The following is a 13,881-nucleotide window of genomic DNA, read 5'->3' as shown; positions in this document are numbered from 1 at the left end:
CTTATTTATTTATTGACTTACGCCACGGCCAGCACCATTCTGCGCCAAATCCCGCGGGAGGACGTTTGGCGTGGAAGGCGGCTTTGCCAGGGAGAGCGAGGGCGGGCGGGTGGCGCGGCCCAATCTGGGCACCAACCAGAGCGGCATGCGCGACTATAACGAGCGGCTCGTGCTTTCCCTCGTGCGCCAGCATGGGAGCTTGGCCAAAGCGGATCTCGCCCGGATGACCGGGCTTTCGGCGCAGACGGTCTCCGTCATCATGCGCCGGCTCGAAGCCGACCGGCTGCTTGTCCGCGGCGATCCGCAGCGCGGCAGGGTCGGCCAGCCTTCCATCCCCATGCGGCTCAACCCGGAGGGAGCCTTCTTCCTCGGCCTGAAGATCGGCCGACGCAGCTCGGAACTGGCCCTCATCGATTTCTGCGGCGCGATCCGCCGCATGCGCCAGCATTCATACGCCTATCCCACCCCGGACGAGACGATTCGCTTCGTCATGCAGGATATCGAGGCGATGGCGGCGAGCATCGACCCTCGCGAATGGCGCCGCGTGGCCGGCCTCGGCATTGCCATACCCTTCGAGCTGTGGAACTGGGCCGATGCGGCCGGCGCACCGCCCGGCGCCATGGACGGATGGAAACGGATCGACATCCGCGCCGCTTTTGCCGAACGCCTGTCCTTTCCCGTCTATCTGCAAAACGACGCCACCTCAGCCTGCGGCGCCGAGCTCGTCTTCGGCAGTCCGCCGCCGCAGGGGGATTTCATCTATTTCTATCTCGGCGCCTTTGTCGGCGGCGGCGTCGCGCTCGGTGGCCGGCTCTTCAGCGGCCGGACGGGCAATGCCGGCGCGCTCGGCTCGCTGCCGGTGCCGGCGCCGGACGGAGCGATCCGCCAGCTCATCGACGTCGCGTCCATCAGCGTGCTCGAACGCGCCCTGATCGCGCGCGGCGAGGAGGCCGGGCACCTGTGGACATCGCCGGAGGATTGGGGCGATCTGGGACCCGAGCTCGACCGCTGGATGGACGGGGCAGCGCGGGGCCTTGCCCATGCCATCGTCTCGGCCGCCGCCGTCATCGATTTCCAGTCGGCGATCATCGACGGCTGGCTGCCCCTTCCGGTGCGCGCCGAGATCGTGCGGCGCAGCACGGAGCACGCCGCCACGCTCGATTCGGAGGGGCTCATCCTTCCGCAGATACGCGAGGGCACCGTCGGGCATCACGCGCGGGCATTGGGCGGCGCCAGCCTGCCGCTTGCCGACCGCTTCCTTGTCGGTGCGCAATCGGCCGTGAACGGCTATAGCTGAGCGACCATTTCCATTGCGGCGGAAAGGATACGAGGATGATTCTGTGCTGCGGAGAAGCGCTGATCGACATGATTCCGCGCGAGACGGCGGAGGGTGAAAGCTCGTTCGTGCCCCATGTGGGCGGCTCGGTCTTCAACAGCGCCCTGGCGCTCGGCAGGCTGGATGCGCCCGTCTCCTTCTTCTCCGGGCTGTCTGACGACCTTTTCGGTGCCAGGCTGCAGGAGGCGCTGCTGGCAAGCAAGGTCGACCTGACGCATGCCAAAATCTCCAGCCTGCCGACCACGCTGGCCTTCGTCACGCTGAAAGACGGCCAGGCGAGCTATTTTTTCTACGACGAGAACACCGCCGGACGCATGCTGTCGGAAGCCGACCTTCCGAATCTTGGCGCCGAAGTCGAGGCGCTGCTCTTCGGCGGCATAAGCCTGGCCACCGAGCCCTGCGGCAGCACCTATGAAACGCTCATGACTCGCGAGAGCGCCTCGCGCGTGATCATGCTGGACCCAAACATCCGGCCTGCCTTCATCGGGGATGCCAAGGCGCACAAGGCGCGGATGCGGCGCATGATGGCGAAAGCGGATATCCTGAAGATTTCCGAGGAGGATCTCGCCTGGTTCGGCGAGCCGGCCTCCAAGGGAGAAGCGGCGCAGGTGCTGCTCGCCGGCGGGGCCAAGCTCGTGATCGTCACCAGCGGGGCCAGCGGCGCGGCCGCCTACTGGAAGGGCGGAAGCTTCATCATCGGGGCCCTCAGCGTCGATGTGGTCGACACCGTCGGTGCGGGCGACGCCTTCAATGCCGGGGTTCTTGCCGCCCTTCGCAAGAGCGGCCTCCTGACGAAGGAGCGCCTTGCCGCCCTTCGGGAGGATGCGGTGCGCGAGGCGCTTTCCTTTGCCACGCGCGTCGCCGCGATCACCGTCTCGCGCGCCGGCGCCAATCCGCCGTGGGCGAGCGAGGTGTGAGACCTAACCTGCCCGCCCCTCCGCGAGGAAATCCGGGTTGACGAAAGCCTCCAGCCCCTCGCCTCCCTTCGGCCCGTAGGTCAGCGGCATGCCTTCCAGCGTCAGCGTGCGGCCGCCTGCCGCCCGCAGCACCGCATCGCCCGCCGCCGTGTCCCACTGCATGGTGCGGCCGAAGCGCGGGTAGAGATCGGCCTCCCCGCGCGCAATCATGCAGAATTTCAGCGAGGAGCCGATGGAGGTGATTTCGGCTCCCGGATGACGGGCGATGAAGTCGTCGGTCTCCTTCGTGCGATGCGAGCGGCTCGCCAGGATGGTGAGCGGCACGCGCCGCGGGCGCACATGGATCGCCCGGCGTTCGACTATCGCGCCGGCGCGGATTTCCGCTTCGAACGCCGAACCCGGCCGTCCGGAATAAAGAAGCTCCCGCGCGGGAGCATAGACCACGCCGGCCACTGGTACGCCCTCCCTCACCAGCGCGATGTTCACGGTGAAGTCCGGCCGGCGCTCGATGAACTCGCGCGTGCCGTCGAGCGGGTCGACGAGGAGAAAGCCGTCGTCGCCACAGACCGGCAGGACGCCGCCCGAAGCTTCCTCCTCCGAAACGCAGGGTGCGCCGGCAAGGGTGCCGCGCAGGCCTTCAAGGATCACGCGTTCGGCCGTGCGGTCGGCCTCGGTCACCGGCGAGGCGTCGGGCTTTTCCTCGACGCGCACTCCCGCCTCGTAGTGCTTCATGATCTGGCGCCCGGCGGCGAGCGCCAGATCCTCGAAGAGCGCCAGGAGCGCCTCCTCGTCTTCGAACAGTCGCCTGGTCTGGCTCAGCAATAACCGCGCTCCCGCAGCCACGTTTCCAACTCGTCCGCCATATCTTCGGCCGACCGGGCGGCGGTCTGCAAGTGGATGTCGGGGCGCTCGGGCGCTTCGTAGGGGGAATCCACGCCGGTGAAGTTCTTGAGTTCGCCTTTGAGGGCCCGCGCGTAGAGGCCCTTCGGGTCGCGCCTGGCGCATTCCTCGAAGGGGGTGTCCACGAACACCTCCACGAACTCGCCCTCGCCCATCAGCTCGCGCGCCATGCGGCGTTCGGCGCGGAAAGGCGAGATGAAGGAGACGAGCACGATCAGCCCGGCGTCAGCCATCAGGCGCGCCACCTCGGCGACACGGCGGATGTTCTCGACGCGATCCTCCTCGGTGAAGCCGAGATCGCGGTTGAGCCCGTGGCGCACATTGTCGCCGTCGAGGATATAGGTGTGGCGGCCGGCGGCATGCAGCTTCTTTTCCAGAAGATTGGCGATGGTCGATTTGCCGGAGCCGGAGAGGCCGGTGAACCAGAGCACGGCCGGCTTCTGATGCTTGATCGCCGCTCGCGACGCCTTGGTGACGTCCAGCGCCTGCCAGTGGATGTTCGCCGCGCGGCGCAGCGGATGCAGGATCATGCCCGCCGCTACGGTAGCATTCGTCACCCGGTCGATGAGGATGAAGGAACCGGTCGAGCGGTTCTCCTGGAACGGGTCGAAGGCGACGGGCGACTGGAGCGAGAAATTGCACACCCCGACCGCGTTGAGCTCCAGGCACTTCGCCGCCTCATGGGCGAAATTGTTGATGTTCACCCGGTGCTTCAACTGGGTGACCGTGGCGCTCACCTGGTCCGTTTCGGTGCGCAGGATATAGGCGCGGCCGGGCAGCAGCGGATGCTCATCGAACCAGACGAGATTGGCCGCGAACTGATCAGTCACCTGCGGACGGGCCTGCGGCGAGGCCAGCATCTCGCCGCGCGAGACCTCCACCTCGTCCTCCAGCACCAGTGTGACCGCCTGGCCTTCTGAGGCGCTGCGACGATCGCCGTCATAGGTGACGATCCGCTTTACCCGAGTATGCCGGCCGGACTTGGCGACGGTCACCTCGTCGCCCACGAAAACGGTGCCCGAGGCGATCGTGCCGGAAAAGCCGCGGAAATCCAGATTGGGGCGGCTCACATATTGCACGGGAAAGCGGAAGGGCTGCTCACCGATCTTCGGTTCCACATCCACCGTCTCCAGATGCTCGATCAAGGACGGGCCTGTGTACCAGGTCGTTCTCTCGGAAAGCTGCGTGACGTTGTCGCCATGGCGCGCAGAGATGGGGACCGGCACGATCGACGCAAATCCCAGATCTTTGGCGAAGTCCTCATAGTCGGCGACGATGCGGGTAAAGACCTGTTCGTCGAAATCGACGAGATCGATCTTGTTCACGGCGAGGACGATATGACGGATCCCGAGCAGCGCGGCGATGATCGAATGCCGGCGCGTCTGCTGGAGGATGCCTTGGCGCGCATCGACCAGCACGACCGCAAGATCGGCGGTGGAGGCGCCGGTCGCCATATTGCGCGTATATTGCTCGTGGCCCGGCGTGTCGGCGACGATGAATTTGCGTTTCGGCGTGGAAAAAAAACGGTAGGCGACATCGATGGTGATGCCCTGCTGGCGCTCGGCCTCGAGCCCGTCGACCAGGAGGGCGAAGTCGATCTCGTTGCCGTTGGTGCCGTGGCGCTTGGAATCCTGCTCCAGCGCGGCGAGCTGGTCCTCGAAGATGAGCTTGGTGTCATAGAGAAGCCGCCCGATCAGGGTCGACTTGCCGTCGTCCACCGAGCCGCAGGTAAGAAAGCGAAGAAGCGTCTTCTTCTCCTGCCCCGCAAGGTAGGAACGGATATCCGGCTCTTCGATCTCCGGCTCAAGCAGCGCGGCGGTGTTGACCTTCAGCATCAGAAATACCCTTCGCGCTTCTTCTTTTCCATCGACCCCGCCTCGTCTCGGTCGATGAGGCGGCCCTGGCGCTCGGAGGTGCGCGCGGTCAGCATTTCCGCCACGATCTCCTCGAGCGTGGTGGCATCCGAGTCGATGGCGCCGGTCAGCGGGTAGCAGCCGAGCGTGCGGAAGCGGACCATCCGCTCCTCGATCCTCTCGCCGGGCAGGAGCTTCATGCGCTCGTCATCGACCATGATGGTCATGCCGCCGCGGTCCACCACTGGGCGTCTCTTGGCGAAATAAAGCGGTACGATGGGTATCTCTTCCTGCAGGATGTACTGCCAGATATCGAGCTCGGTCCAATTGGACAGCGGGAAGACGCGGATCGATTCGCCCGGGGCGACGCGCGTGTTGTAGATCTTCCACATCTCGGGCCGCTGGTTCTTCGGATCCCAGGTGTGGTTCGCCGTGCGGAAGGAAAAGATGCGCTCCTTTGCCCGGCTCTTCTCCTCATCGCGGCGCGCGCCGCCGAAGGCCGCGTCGAAGCCGTATTTGTCGAGCGCCTGGCGCAGCGCCACGGTCTTCATGATGTGGGTATGGACGTTCGAGCCATGGTCGAAGGGATTGATCCCCTCGCGCACGCCTTCCTCATTGATGTGCACCAGGAGATCGAAGCCGAGTTCCGCCGCCATGCGGTCGCGAAAGGCGATCATCTCCTTGAACTTCCAGGTCGTGTCGACATGGAGGAAGGGGAAAGGCGGCTTGGCCGGATAGAAGGCCTTCATCGCCAGATGCAGGAGCACCGAGGAGTCCTTCCCGATGGAATAGAGCATCACCGGCTTGGAGAAATTCGCCGCCACCTCGCGCATAATATGGATCGTCTCGGCTTCCAGGCGCTGGAGGTGGGTGAGCGGTGCCGGCATTGATCGGACCTTCGTCTATGTTCTTGGGCGCGCTGCGCCGAATGTCAGTAGACAAGGAAATATCATTGCGCCGCCAGCGCTCTCAAGGCGGGCAAAACTAAACGCTCCCCCTGATGAATCCTGCATTTTGCGCCGTTCGAGCGGAATGGGGAAAGTTCTTCCGGAGGGGCTCATCCCCCCTTGGATGGGGATCGGGCCGCAAGCGGAGGGGATGGGGTGGAGAAGCCGAACTCGACCTTGCGCCCCACCCCGCTCGCTTCGTTCACCACTCTGCCAAGAAGAGGGAGGGGTCTGCCCCTATTTAACCGCGGCGCGGATGACCGAAACGATGCGGTCCTGGTCGGCCTCGGAAAGATAAGGGTGCATCGGCAGGCAAAGTATGCGATCGGGGAGGCTTTCCGAAACGGGAAGCCCCTCCGGCGTGCGCGGGTAGGCGGCATAGGCCTCCTGCACGTGAAGCGGCTTCTCGTAATAGACGACGGAGGGGATGCCCTCTTCCTTGAGGCGCGCCCGCACGGCGTCCCGCGCCGGCGTCTCGATGGCATATTGCGCCCAGGCGGAGCGATTGCCCGCCGGAACCGCCGGGACCTTCACGACATCGCTGAGGCCATCGTTGTAGCGCGCCGCCACCTGCTGGCGCGCTTCCATCTCCTCGGGCAGGATCGCAAGCTTCTCCAGCAAGACCGCCGCCTGAATGGTGTCGAGCCTCGAATTCAGTCCGACCCGCACATTGTCGTACTGGCTCTTGCCCTTGCCGTGGAATGCGATGGAGCGGAGGATCTCCGCAAGCTCGCCGTCATTGGTGAACATGGCGCCGCCATCGCCATAGCAGCCGAGGGGCTTGGCCGGATAAAAGCTGGTGCCGGCCACATCGCCGAAGGCGCCGCACATCGTGTTGCCCGAGGAGCCGCCGACGGCCTGCGCGGCATCTTCAATCACGAACAAGCCTTCACGCGCCGCTACGCTGCAGATGCCGGCATAGTCGGCCGCAAGGCCGAAAAGGTCGACGGGAATGACCGCCTTGGGCGCGAGTTTTCCCTCCTCGCGGACAGCGGCAATTGCCGCCTCGAGGCTCGCAAGGTCGATGTTGTAGGTGTCTGCGTTGACATCGACGAAGACGGGCGAAGCGCCCGCCAGCGCCACCACTTCAGCGGTGGCCGCAAAAGTGAAGCTCGGCACGAAGACCGCGTCACCCGGGCCGATGCCTCCTGCCATCAGCGGGATCAGCAGCGCGTCCGTGCCGTTCGCGCAGGCGACGGCGTGCTTCACGCCAAGATAGTCGGCCATCTTCTCCTCGAATTCGGCGACCTCGGGCCCGAGGATATAGCGTCCTTCGGCCAGCACCTTGGCCAGTCTTCTTTCCAGCCTGTCCTGGATACGCTCGCGCTGCGCGCCGAGATCGATGAATTGCATGAGACCTGCCTTGCCCTTCAAACCCTTGCGGTGAATAGGCGCGGGCGGGCCGTTTCGCAACAGCAAGGAACGTTCAATCTCTTGCGAGCATTGTTCATGCTCGGTGATCTGCCGCTGCTTCTTCGCATTTGCGTCGCCAAAGCTTCATCTCTAACAGTGAAACCGTCACGCCAGACCAGGAGACAGTTGTCGCATGAGCGCTCCCTTCAAGGCCTATGATGTCCGCGGCCGTATTCCGGAGGAAATCAACACGCCTTTCGCTTACCGCTTCGCCCAAGCGCTGAAGGAGGCGCTGGGGACGAAGGCGGTGGTCATCGGGCACGACATGCGGCTCGACAGTCCGGCCCTTGCCGGCGCGCTGACGCAGGGTCTCTTGGACAGCGGCGTCGACGTGCTGCCCGTCGGCCAGTGCGGCACCGAGGAAGTCTACTTCCATACCGCCCGCTCGGGCGCCGATGCCGGCCTTATGGTCACCGCCAGCCACAATCCGCCGGATTACAACGGCATCAAGATGGTGCTGAAGGGCGCGGCGGCCGCCACGCCCGACAACGCCTTCAACAGCATCGAAACGCTGATGCGCTCGGACACGGTTTTTCCCGCCGCGACGAGCTATGAGGAGCGCGGCAGGCTGCATCCGGTGTGCGACCGCAATGCCTATATCGAGCGGCTGCTCGAAGAGGTGGCCGGGCAGGACCTGAAGCCGATGAAGATCGTCTGCCATGCCGGCAATGGCTGCGCCGGGCCCATCATCGATCTCTTGGAAAAGCACCTGCCCTTCACCTTCATCAAGATCGACCATGAGCCAAATCCGTGGCTTCCCAACGGTGTCCCCAACCCGCTCTTGCCGGAAAAACGTGAGAAGGCGAGCCGGGCGGTCGTCGAGCATGGCGCCGACGTCGCCATCGCCTGGGACGGCGATTTCGACCGCTGCTTCCTCTATGACCACAAAGGCCGCTTCGTCGAGGGCTATTACCTCGTCGGCATGATCGCGCAGCGCATGCTCAAGAAGGCGCCGGGCGCCACGATCCTCTACGATCCGCGCCTCACCTGGAACACGATCGACGTCGTGGAAAGCGCCGGCGGCGTTGCAAAACCCTGCCGCACGGGCCATGCCTATTTCAAACAGATGATGCGCGAGGAGAACGCCATCTACGGCGGCGAGATGAGCGCGCATCATTATTTCCGCGACTTCGCCTATTGTGATTCGGGCATGCTGACCTGGCTCGACGTGGTCTGCGAACTCTCCGCCACCGGAGAACGGCTCGCCGATCTTCTGGAAGAACGTATCGCCAAGTTCCCCTGCTCCGGCGAGATCAACTTCACCGTTGCCGATGCCAAAGCTGTGCAGCAGCGCGTGGCCGAGCACTACCAGCGCTTCAATCCGCAACTGGAGACCATCGACGGCCTCGGCATGGCCTTCGACGACTGGCGCTTCAACCTGCGCGCCTCGAACACCGAGCCGCTCCTGCGGCTCAATGTCGAGACGCGGGCAGACCAGAGGCTCCTGGACGAAAAGGTGCAGGAGCTGCGCGGGCTGATTGAGGCCAGGGGCTGACAAATCACGCGACGCGCTCTACATTCCTGGCCATCTATCCTAGCCTTGTTGGCCAGAATCAGGAAAATGCGCCATGCAGGTCAACATTCTGGAAGCTAAGAACCGGCTCTCCGAACTGGTGAAGACCGCTGCGGCCGGCGAGGAAGTCATCATCGCCAACCGGGGCAAGCCCGTCGCTAAGCTGGTAAAGGCAGAGGAGACGGGAAAAGTACCCGCGAAGCCGGTGCGGGAAGAGGAAGCTCGTCTCCTGGACGCCATCGTGGCCGAGATGCACCGCATTCCCGACCGTCCCGACGCGTTCGATCCGCTCGAATGGGACGAGTGGGGCCTGCCAAAGTGATCGTCGCCGACACATCGGCGCTCCTTGCGATCCAATTCGACGAGCCGGAATGCGGCCCCTTCCTCGATCTGGTCAAGCGAACGGATAAGGTCCTCGTCAGCACGGTCTCGGTGGTGGAGGCGCGGATGGTGGTTTACAGCCGCAGGGGGCATGCGGGCGTGCTGGCGCTCGACCGCTTCATCGAGCGCCCCGTCTTCGAAATCATCCCTCCCGGTCCGGAGGAGGCGAAAGCCGCCTATGAGGCTTTCGTCCTCTATGGCAAGGGAAACGGCCATCCGGCCGCGCTGAATCTCGGCGATCTGTTTGCCTATGCGTTGGCGAAGACGTGGAACCTGCCGCTGCTCTTCAAGGGAAACGACTTCGCCCAGACCGACCTCGCCCCCGCCTGGGCCGCCCCCGGCGGGAGCTGAGCCCAGGCGCCAGCGTCTGGGCTACCCCACCTTCACCCCCCAGAACGTGGTGTGTCCGGCGGCGAAATAGCCGTCGGCGCCGCGAAAATATCCCTGCAGCTCCACAGTGTCGCCGGCGGCCAGCGGCGTCATGGTGGAAAGCTGCAGGGCGGTCGCGAGCGACTCATGTGGACCCGATACCTCGCCTAGTGCCCCCTTTATTTCGGTCGTCCCGTTCAGAACGAGCCGGCCGCGCATGCGTGCATCCGTGCTCGCATTGACCTTGTAGAGCAGCGAGGCACCGAGGAGATAGCTGCCCGCCACCGGCGCCACGAAACGGCCATTCGCAGCATCGAACAGTTCTGGTCATTGTACTCGGCCTGGTTGATGCCGATCTTCGTCCAGGCCGCCAGCCCCACATAATTATCGTAGTTCGTAAAAGCCTTGAAGCGCGGCAGGGCCGGCATCGAGGCGATACCCGTCTGGCGGTCCACCTTCAAAGCCTCGCGCCACAGGCTGCCGTCGGAGCTGACCTTCAGGGAGAAATCGTCTGCGCCCATGAGGCCGAGCTCAGCGCGTGCCGAAAAGCCCGATTGCAGAAGCAGGGAGAGCACATTGGCTGCGCCCTCCTTGTTCAGCGTGTAGCGCAAGTCGCCATCGCCCCCTTCCGCGGCGGTTCTGCCCGTCCACAGCGCCTTGTTCAGCTTGGCGGCAAAGACGTTCTGGCCGTCCGCCTCCGTGCCGATCCCCAGCAGCGCGAGGTTCTGCAGCTGCGAAATCGCCGGGGTGGAGGAATTCCATCCGGTCCCGTCCCAGACAACGAACGCGCCTTCGTCGGCAACCCAGGCCTGCCACCCCGCGCGTGGCTCCAGAAAGATCCAGGCACCATCCTGGAAAGCCGCCACGTTCCCCTCTCGTCCGACCCATTCGCCGCCGGCGGAGGCGGGCACGATATAGCGGTCGCCGGCATGCGGCTCGGCGGGCGGGGCAGCCACATGCCGGCCGCGAACCGAAAGCTGCACGATGCTGTCCAGCAGCAGCAGGGCGTCGTTGTGGGTCACATGCTTCTGCGCCTGGGAAGGCATGATGAAGGGAAGGTTGAGATTTGCTGTCGCGTCCATGGCATCCTCTCTTTCGGCCGAAGGGAAGGATATGGGCGCGCTGAGAGGCGGGGATAAATTCCGCCTGAAAAATTTAGCATCTACCTGGAGAAGGGTGTGGCTGGGGCGCCAACAGTGCCACGCTGTGTTTGACATCTCAAGGCAGTTGGTTCCTATTTTGTTCTCAGGCGCTAATAAGAAGACGGCATAACGGGTGCCGGCGTTGGCAAGGCCGGCCGCCGCGCGCGCCTCTTTTCGAGGTGATACGACGCTGGTAACTTGACGAGGCGAAACAAACGGTGGAACCGCGCGCCTAACAGCTTCATACACAGTTCACCAAAAAAGAGTTGCGCCGCTATGGATTTTTCTATTGTAAACTCGCCCACCGTCTCGCTCACGATGGTAGCCGTCACCGTTTTCTCGCTGTTCTTCGCAATATATACCCACCGCAAAAACGCAATTAATCAGCGTCTTTACTACCACGCAGTTGCGAGGCCGTTGTTCGTTAAATAGAAGGTGGGGAGTTTCTCCGATATTGATTTTTCCGTTCACAATATTTCGGTGGACAGCTTGTTTCTCATTTCGATCTTAATCTACAACAAAGGAACGATTGCCGTCGAGCCTGGCCATCTCGCGGAAGGATCAAAAATTAGGATAACGCTACGCGAAGCCGGATTTGAGCAGCCAATGATTGTCAAGGCTCAAATAGCAGAAGCGGACGACTACAATGGGGAATACGCTCTTTCAAACGGGGAAGATGCCTTCACGAGCTTAGTTCTAAGCTTCGACTACATCCCACCGAAAAATGGCTTGGTTGTTCAGTGCCTTGCAACCTGCCCATCTAAAGCTGTTTCAGTAAAGGCGACGACGAAGAGTTACGGACCAATTAGAAACAGGAGCCCGCACCCATGGGTCGGAGGGCTCCTGTTTATCGCACTACTTGGTATTCTACCGCTTATGTTTTTCTCGTTAGACCTAGCTACTCACGTTATTCAAAACTTCTTTGGCTTCGAAGCGTATGCTTTTACTCCACTTATTATCGGATTGGCTATTGTCTTTCTTCTACTCATCGCACTGGCGGGATCTTTTTATTATTCTTTTAAGAAACTCTTGCCAATCATGATGCAGAAGTCGCTCTATCTTTATTATGCAGAGATTTCGCGAAACGCACATTAAGCGGCGGCGCGCCACCCCCTTCCACTTTTCCGGCTTTATGCACCGGAAAAGTGTTCCGGTTTCGGTTTCGGCACTCCCGCTAATCAATTGATTTTATTATAGAAACAGGCATGGCTGGGGCGCCAGGATTCGAACCTGGGAATGGCGGTACCAAAAACCGCTGCCTTACCGCTTGGCGACGCCCCAATGCGAGCCGAGAGGCCGGCAAGTCCGTCGAAGCCGCTCATATATTGGTTTCGGCGATAGGGCGCAACGAGGAATAAGCGGCCCGCTGGCGTGTATTGCCGGCTCCTTCAGCGCCGGGTGGGACTTGGTTGAAGCTCCCCGCCTGCTAAATCACTGCCGATTGCGCCGCGCCAGCTTCTCCTCCCAGCGCAACGCGTCGCGGACGATTCCATCAAGGTCGTCATGGGCGGGAGCCCAGCCAAGCTCGGCGATGCAAAGTTCCGGGCTCGCCACGACGGCCACTGCGTCGCCCGGCCTTCGGCCGCTCAGCACGACCGGAAAGTCCCGGCCGGAGACGCGCTTCACCGCATCGATCACCTCGAAGACGGAGTACCCCCTGCCATAGCCGCAATTGGCGACAAGGCTCGGCGCGCCATTGCGGAGGCGCTGCAGCGCCAGGTAATGCGCGTTCACCAGGTCCGAGACATGGATGTAGTCGCGTATGCAGGTACCGTCGGGCGTCGGATAGTCCGTCCCGAACACCTCCATCTGCGGCCGCCTGCCGGTCGCCGTCTCGCAGGCCACCTTGATCAGGTGCGTGGCGCCTTTCGTCGATTGGCCGGTGCGCAGCTTCGGATCGGCGCCTGACACGTTGAAGTAGCGCAGCGCGGTATAGGCGAAGTCATGGGCGGCCGCGGTGTCGCGCAGCATGATCTCCGTCATCAGCTTGGACGTGCCATAGGGCGATTCGGGCCGAAGCGGCTCGTCCTCGGAGACCCTGTCGGTCCGCGGCGTGCCGTAAACGGCGGCAGTGGAGGAGAAGATGAAGTTTTTCACCCCGCAGCGCACCGCGCTTTCGATAAGCGCGCGCGATTTGACCGTGTTGTTCAGATAGTAGCCGAGCGGGTCGGCCACCGAGTCCGGCACGACCACCGACCCGGCGAAATGGATGATCGCATCCACCGCGCGGCGCTTCAGAACCTCCTCGACGAGCGCCTGGTCGCCGATATCTGCCACGACCAGTTCCGCCGCGTCCGGCACCGCCCAGTCGAAGCCGGTGGACAGGCGGTCGACCACCACGACGTCCTCGCCGTGGTCGAGCAGTTCCCAGACCATATGGCTGCCGATATAGCCGGCGCCGCCCGTTACCAGAACCGCCACGGCAAACCTCATTGAAGCAAAAAGGCCACGGGCTTTACGCCCATGGCCTTCTTTCTACACCGGCTGGCTTTCAGGAAGGTTTAACGGCCGACGCCGAGGCCCCGCAGAGCCGCCCATCCCGCCGGCACGAGGCAGGCCGCCAGCCCGATCTTGATCAGGTCCGGCACGATGAAGGGCACCACGCCGAATGTCCAGGCGCCCTCGGCGCCGATCAGAACCGCCAGCCACCCGAAGCCGAGCGCCATCATCGCCGCCTCGGCTGCAAGCATGCTGCCGAGGAGCTTGACCACATTGCGGTCCCATCCCCGATCAGCCGCATAGCCGACAATCGCCGCCATCGCCGCAAAGCCGACAAGGTAGCCGCCGGTGGGACCCGCCATATAGGCAAGGCCGATGCCCTTCTCCGGCGTGCTCTGGAAGACCGGAAGCCCCATTGCCCCCTCCGCCAGATAGAGGAGGAGCGTTGCGACGCCGAGCCGGAAACCGAAGCAGGCGGCGATCAGCAGGATCGCCAGGGTCTGCAGCGACATGTCGACCGGCCCGAGCACGACCTTCATCTTGGCCGAGAGCGTGAGCGCCAGCGTGCCGGCCACTACGAGAAAGGCCTGCGCAAAGAGGCGCCCCGCGCCCGAATCGGGCAGCGCAAGGGATACGAGCGGTCGAGAAGCAATCGCCTGAGACATGAGGCC

At 63.3% G+C, this 13,881-nt stretch carries 14 protein-coding genes and 1 tRNA gene; 6 read left to right on the top strand and 9 right to left on the bottom strand.

The annotated features are described in order from the left end of the window. The first annotated feature begins 145 nt into the window (after positions 1–145). Both RIN79_RS05865 and RIN79_RS05860 read left to right on the top strand, forming a co-directional pair. Positions 146–1,297, top strand: coding sequence for an ROK family transcriptional regulator (locus tag RIN79_RS05865; RefSeq protein ID WP_309083765.1), 1,152 nt, complete (start codon positions 146–148; stop codon positions 1,295–1,297). Between the two features lie 35 nt (positions 1,298–1,332). Then, positions 1,333–2,253 (top strand): carbohydrate kinase, encoded by a 921-nt coding sequence (locus RIN79_RS05860; protein ID WP_309083693.1) that lies wholly within the window; start codon positions 1,333–1,335, stop codon positions 2,251–2,253. A 3-nt stretch (positions 2,254–2,256) separates the two neighbouring features. Here the strand turns inward: RIN79_RS05860 and cysQ are convergent, their stop codons facing one another. The 4 genes from cysQ to RIN79_RS05840 form a co-directional block, all read right to left on the bottom strand. Further along, a complete protein-coding gene (gene cysQ / locus RIN79_RS05855; protein ID WP_309083692.1) occupies positions 2,257–3,075 on the bottom strand; it encodes a 3'(2'),5'-bisphosphate nucleotidase CysQ in 819 nt (272 codons plus the stop codon). Then, positions 3,069–4,988 carry a sulfate adenylyltransferase subunit CysN gene (cysN, locus tag RIN79_RS05850; RefSeq protein WP_309083691.1) on the bottom strand — a complete coding sequence of 640 codons (1,920 nt, stop codon included), beginning with the start codon at positions 4,986–4,988 and terminating at the stop codon, positions 3,069–3,071. Before cysN ends, cysQ begins: the two co-directional genes overlap by 7 nt. Then, on the bottom strand, positions 4,988–5,893 hold the full coding sequence (cysD, locus tag RIN79_RS05845; RefSeq protein WP_309083690.1) for a sulfate adenylyltransferase subunit CysD: 906 nt from the start codon (positions 5,891–5,893) through the stop codon (positions 4,988–4,990). Before cysD ends, cysN begins: the two co-directional genes overlap by 1 nt. A 297-nt stretch (positions 5,894–6,190) precedes the next feature. Continuing rightward, entirely contained in the window at positions 6,191–7,306 is a 1,116-nt protein-coding gene (locus tag RIN79_RS05840) for a DegT/DnrJ/EryC1/StrS aminotransferase family protein (RefSeq protein WP_309083689.1), read from the bottom strand. A 193-nt stretch (positions 7,307–7,499) separates the two neighbouring features. Between RIN79_RS05840 and RIN79_RS05835 the strand changes: the two genes are divergently transcribed. The 3 genes from RIN79_RS05835 (at position 7,500) to RIN79_RS05825 (ending at position 9,611) form a co-directional block, all read left to right on the top strand. Then, positions 7,500–8,861 carry a phosphomannomutase/phosphoglucomutase gene (locus tag RIN79_RS05835; protein WP_309083688.1) on the top strand — a complete coding sequence of 454 codons (1,362 nt, stop codon included), beginning with the start codon at positions 7,500–7,502 and terminating at the stop codon, positions 8,859–8,861. Positions 8,862–8,934: 73 nt separating this feature from the next. Further along, positions 8,935–9,201, top strand: a complete 267-nt coding sequence (locus tag RIN79_RS05830) for a type II toxin-antitoxin system prevent-host-death family antitoxin (protein WP_309083687.1) — start codon at positions 8,935–8,937, stop codon at positions 9,199–9,201. After that, the gene (locus RIN79_RS05825; RefSeq protein WP_309083686.1) at positions 9,183–9,611 is read left to right on the top strand and encodes a type II toxin-antitoxin system VapC family toxin; all 429 of its coding nucleotides are present in this window, start codon (positions 9,183–9,185) and stop codon (positions 9,609–9,611) included. Before RIN79_RS05830 ends, RIN79_RS05825 begins: the two co-directional genes overlap by 19 nt. Positions 9,612–9,632: 21 nt before the next feature. Here the strand turns inward: RIN79_RS05825 and RIN79_RS05820 are convergent, their stop codons facing one another. Both RIN79_RS05820 and RIN79_RS05815 read right to left on the bottom strand, forming a co-directional pair. After that, positions 9,633–9,848, bottom strand: coding sequence for a hypothetical protein (locus RIN79_RS05820; RefSeq protein ID WP_309083685.1), 216 nt, complete (start codon positions 9,846–9,848; stop codon positions 9,633–9,635). After that, positions 9,827–10,711, bottom strand: coding sequence for a DUF2793 domain-containing protein (locus RIN79_RS05815; protein WP_309083684.1), 885 nt, complete (start codon positions 10,709–10,711; stop codon positions 9,827–9,829). Before RIN79_RS05815 ends, RIN79_RS05820 begins: the two co-directional genes overlap by 22 nt. 549 nt (positions 10,712–11,260) lie before the next feature. Between RIN79_RS05815 and RIN79_RS05810 the strand changes: the two genes are divergently transcribed. Then, complete coding sequence (locus tag RIN79_RS05810; RefSeq protein WP_309083683.1) at positions 11,261–11,866, top strand: hypothetical protein; 606 nt, start codon at positions 11,261–11,263, stop codon at positions 11,864–11,866. 111 nt (positions 11,867–11,977) lie between these two features. On the opposite strand, the gene RIN79_RS05805 is transcribed toward RIN79_RS05810, so the two are convergent. From RIN79_RS05805 to RIN79_RS05795, 3 genes are all read right to left on the bottom strand, one after another. Continuing rightward, positions 11,978–12,052 (bottom strand) — tRNA-Gln (locus RIN79_RS05805). Positions 12,053–12,202: 150 nt separating this feature from the next. Beyond that, entirely contained in the window at positions 12,203–13,192 is a 990-nt protein-coding gene (gene galE, locus RIN79_RS05800) for a UDP-glucose 4-epimerase GalE (RefSeq protein ID WP_309083682.1), read from the bottom strand. Between the two features lie 80 nt (positions 13,193–13,272). Then, positions 13,273–13,875 (bottom strand): biotin transporter BioY, encoded by a 603-nt coding sequence (locus tag RIN79_RS05795; RefSeq protein ID WP_309083681.1) that lies wholly within the window; start codon positions 13,873–13,875, stop codon positions 13,273–13,275. Between the last annotated feature and the right edge of the window lie 6 nt (positions 13,876–13,881).

This window comes from Chelativorans sp. (genome assembly GCF_031180965.1).
In the GTDB taxonomy this organism is placed as follows: Bacteria; Pseudomonadota; Alphaproteobacteria; order Rhizobiales; family Rhizobiaceae; genus Chelativorans.
The sequence above is the reverse complement of the archived record's forward strand: the minus strand, read 5'-3'. Positions and strand labels throughout refer to the sequence as shown.

Bases quoted from the DNA above. Each gene is read 5' to 3' on its own strand.
- RIN79_RS05865 (WP_309083765.1), top strand. From the start codon at position 146: ATGCGCGACTATAACGAGCGGCTCGTGCTTTCCCTCGTGCGCCAGCAT.
- RIN79_RS05860 (WP_309083693.1), top strand. From the start codon at position 1,333: ATGATTCTGTGCTGCGGAGAAGCGCTGATCGACATGATTCCGCGCGAG.
- cysN (WP_309083691.1), bottom strand. From the start codon at position 4,988: ATGCTGAAGGTCAACACCGCCGCGCTGCTTGAGCCGGAGATCGAAGAG.
- cysD (WP_309083690.1), bottom strand. From the start codon at position 5,893: ATGCCGGCACCGCTCACCCACCTCCAGCGCCTGGAAGCCGAGACGATC.
- RIN79_RS05840 (WP_309083689.1), bottom strand. From the start codon at position 7,306: ATGCAATTCATCGATCTCGGCGCGCAGCGCGAGCGTATCCAGGACAGG.
- RIN79_RS05835 (WP_309083688.1), top strand. From the start codon at position 7,500: ATGAGCGCTCCCTTCAAGGCCTATGATGTCCGCGGCCGTATTCCGGAG.
- RIN79_RS05830 (WP_309083687.1), top strand. From the start codon at position 8,935: ATGCAGGTCAACATTCTGGAAGCTAAGAACCGGCTCTCCGAACTGGTG.
- RIN79_RS05820 (WP_309083685.1), bottom strand. From the start codon at position 9,848: ATGCGCGGCCGGCTCGTTCTGAACGGGACGACCGAAATAAAGGGGGCA.
- RIN79_RS05815 (WP_309083684.1), bottom strand. From the start codon at position 10,711: ATGGACGCGACAGCAAATCTCAACCTTCCCTTCATCATGCCTTCCCAG.
- RIN79_RS05795 (WP_309083681.1), bottom strand. From the start codon at position 13,875: ATGTCTCAGGCGATTGCTTCTCGACCGCTCGTATCCCTTGCGCTGCCC.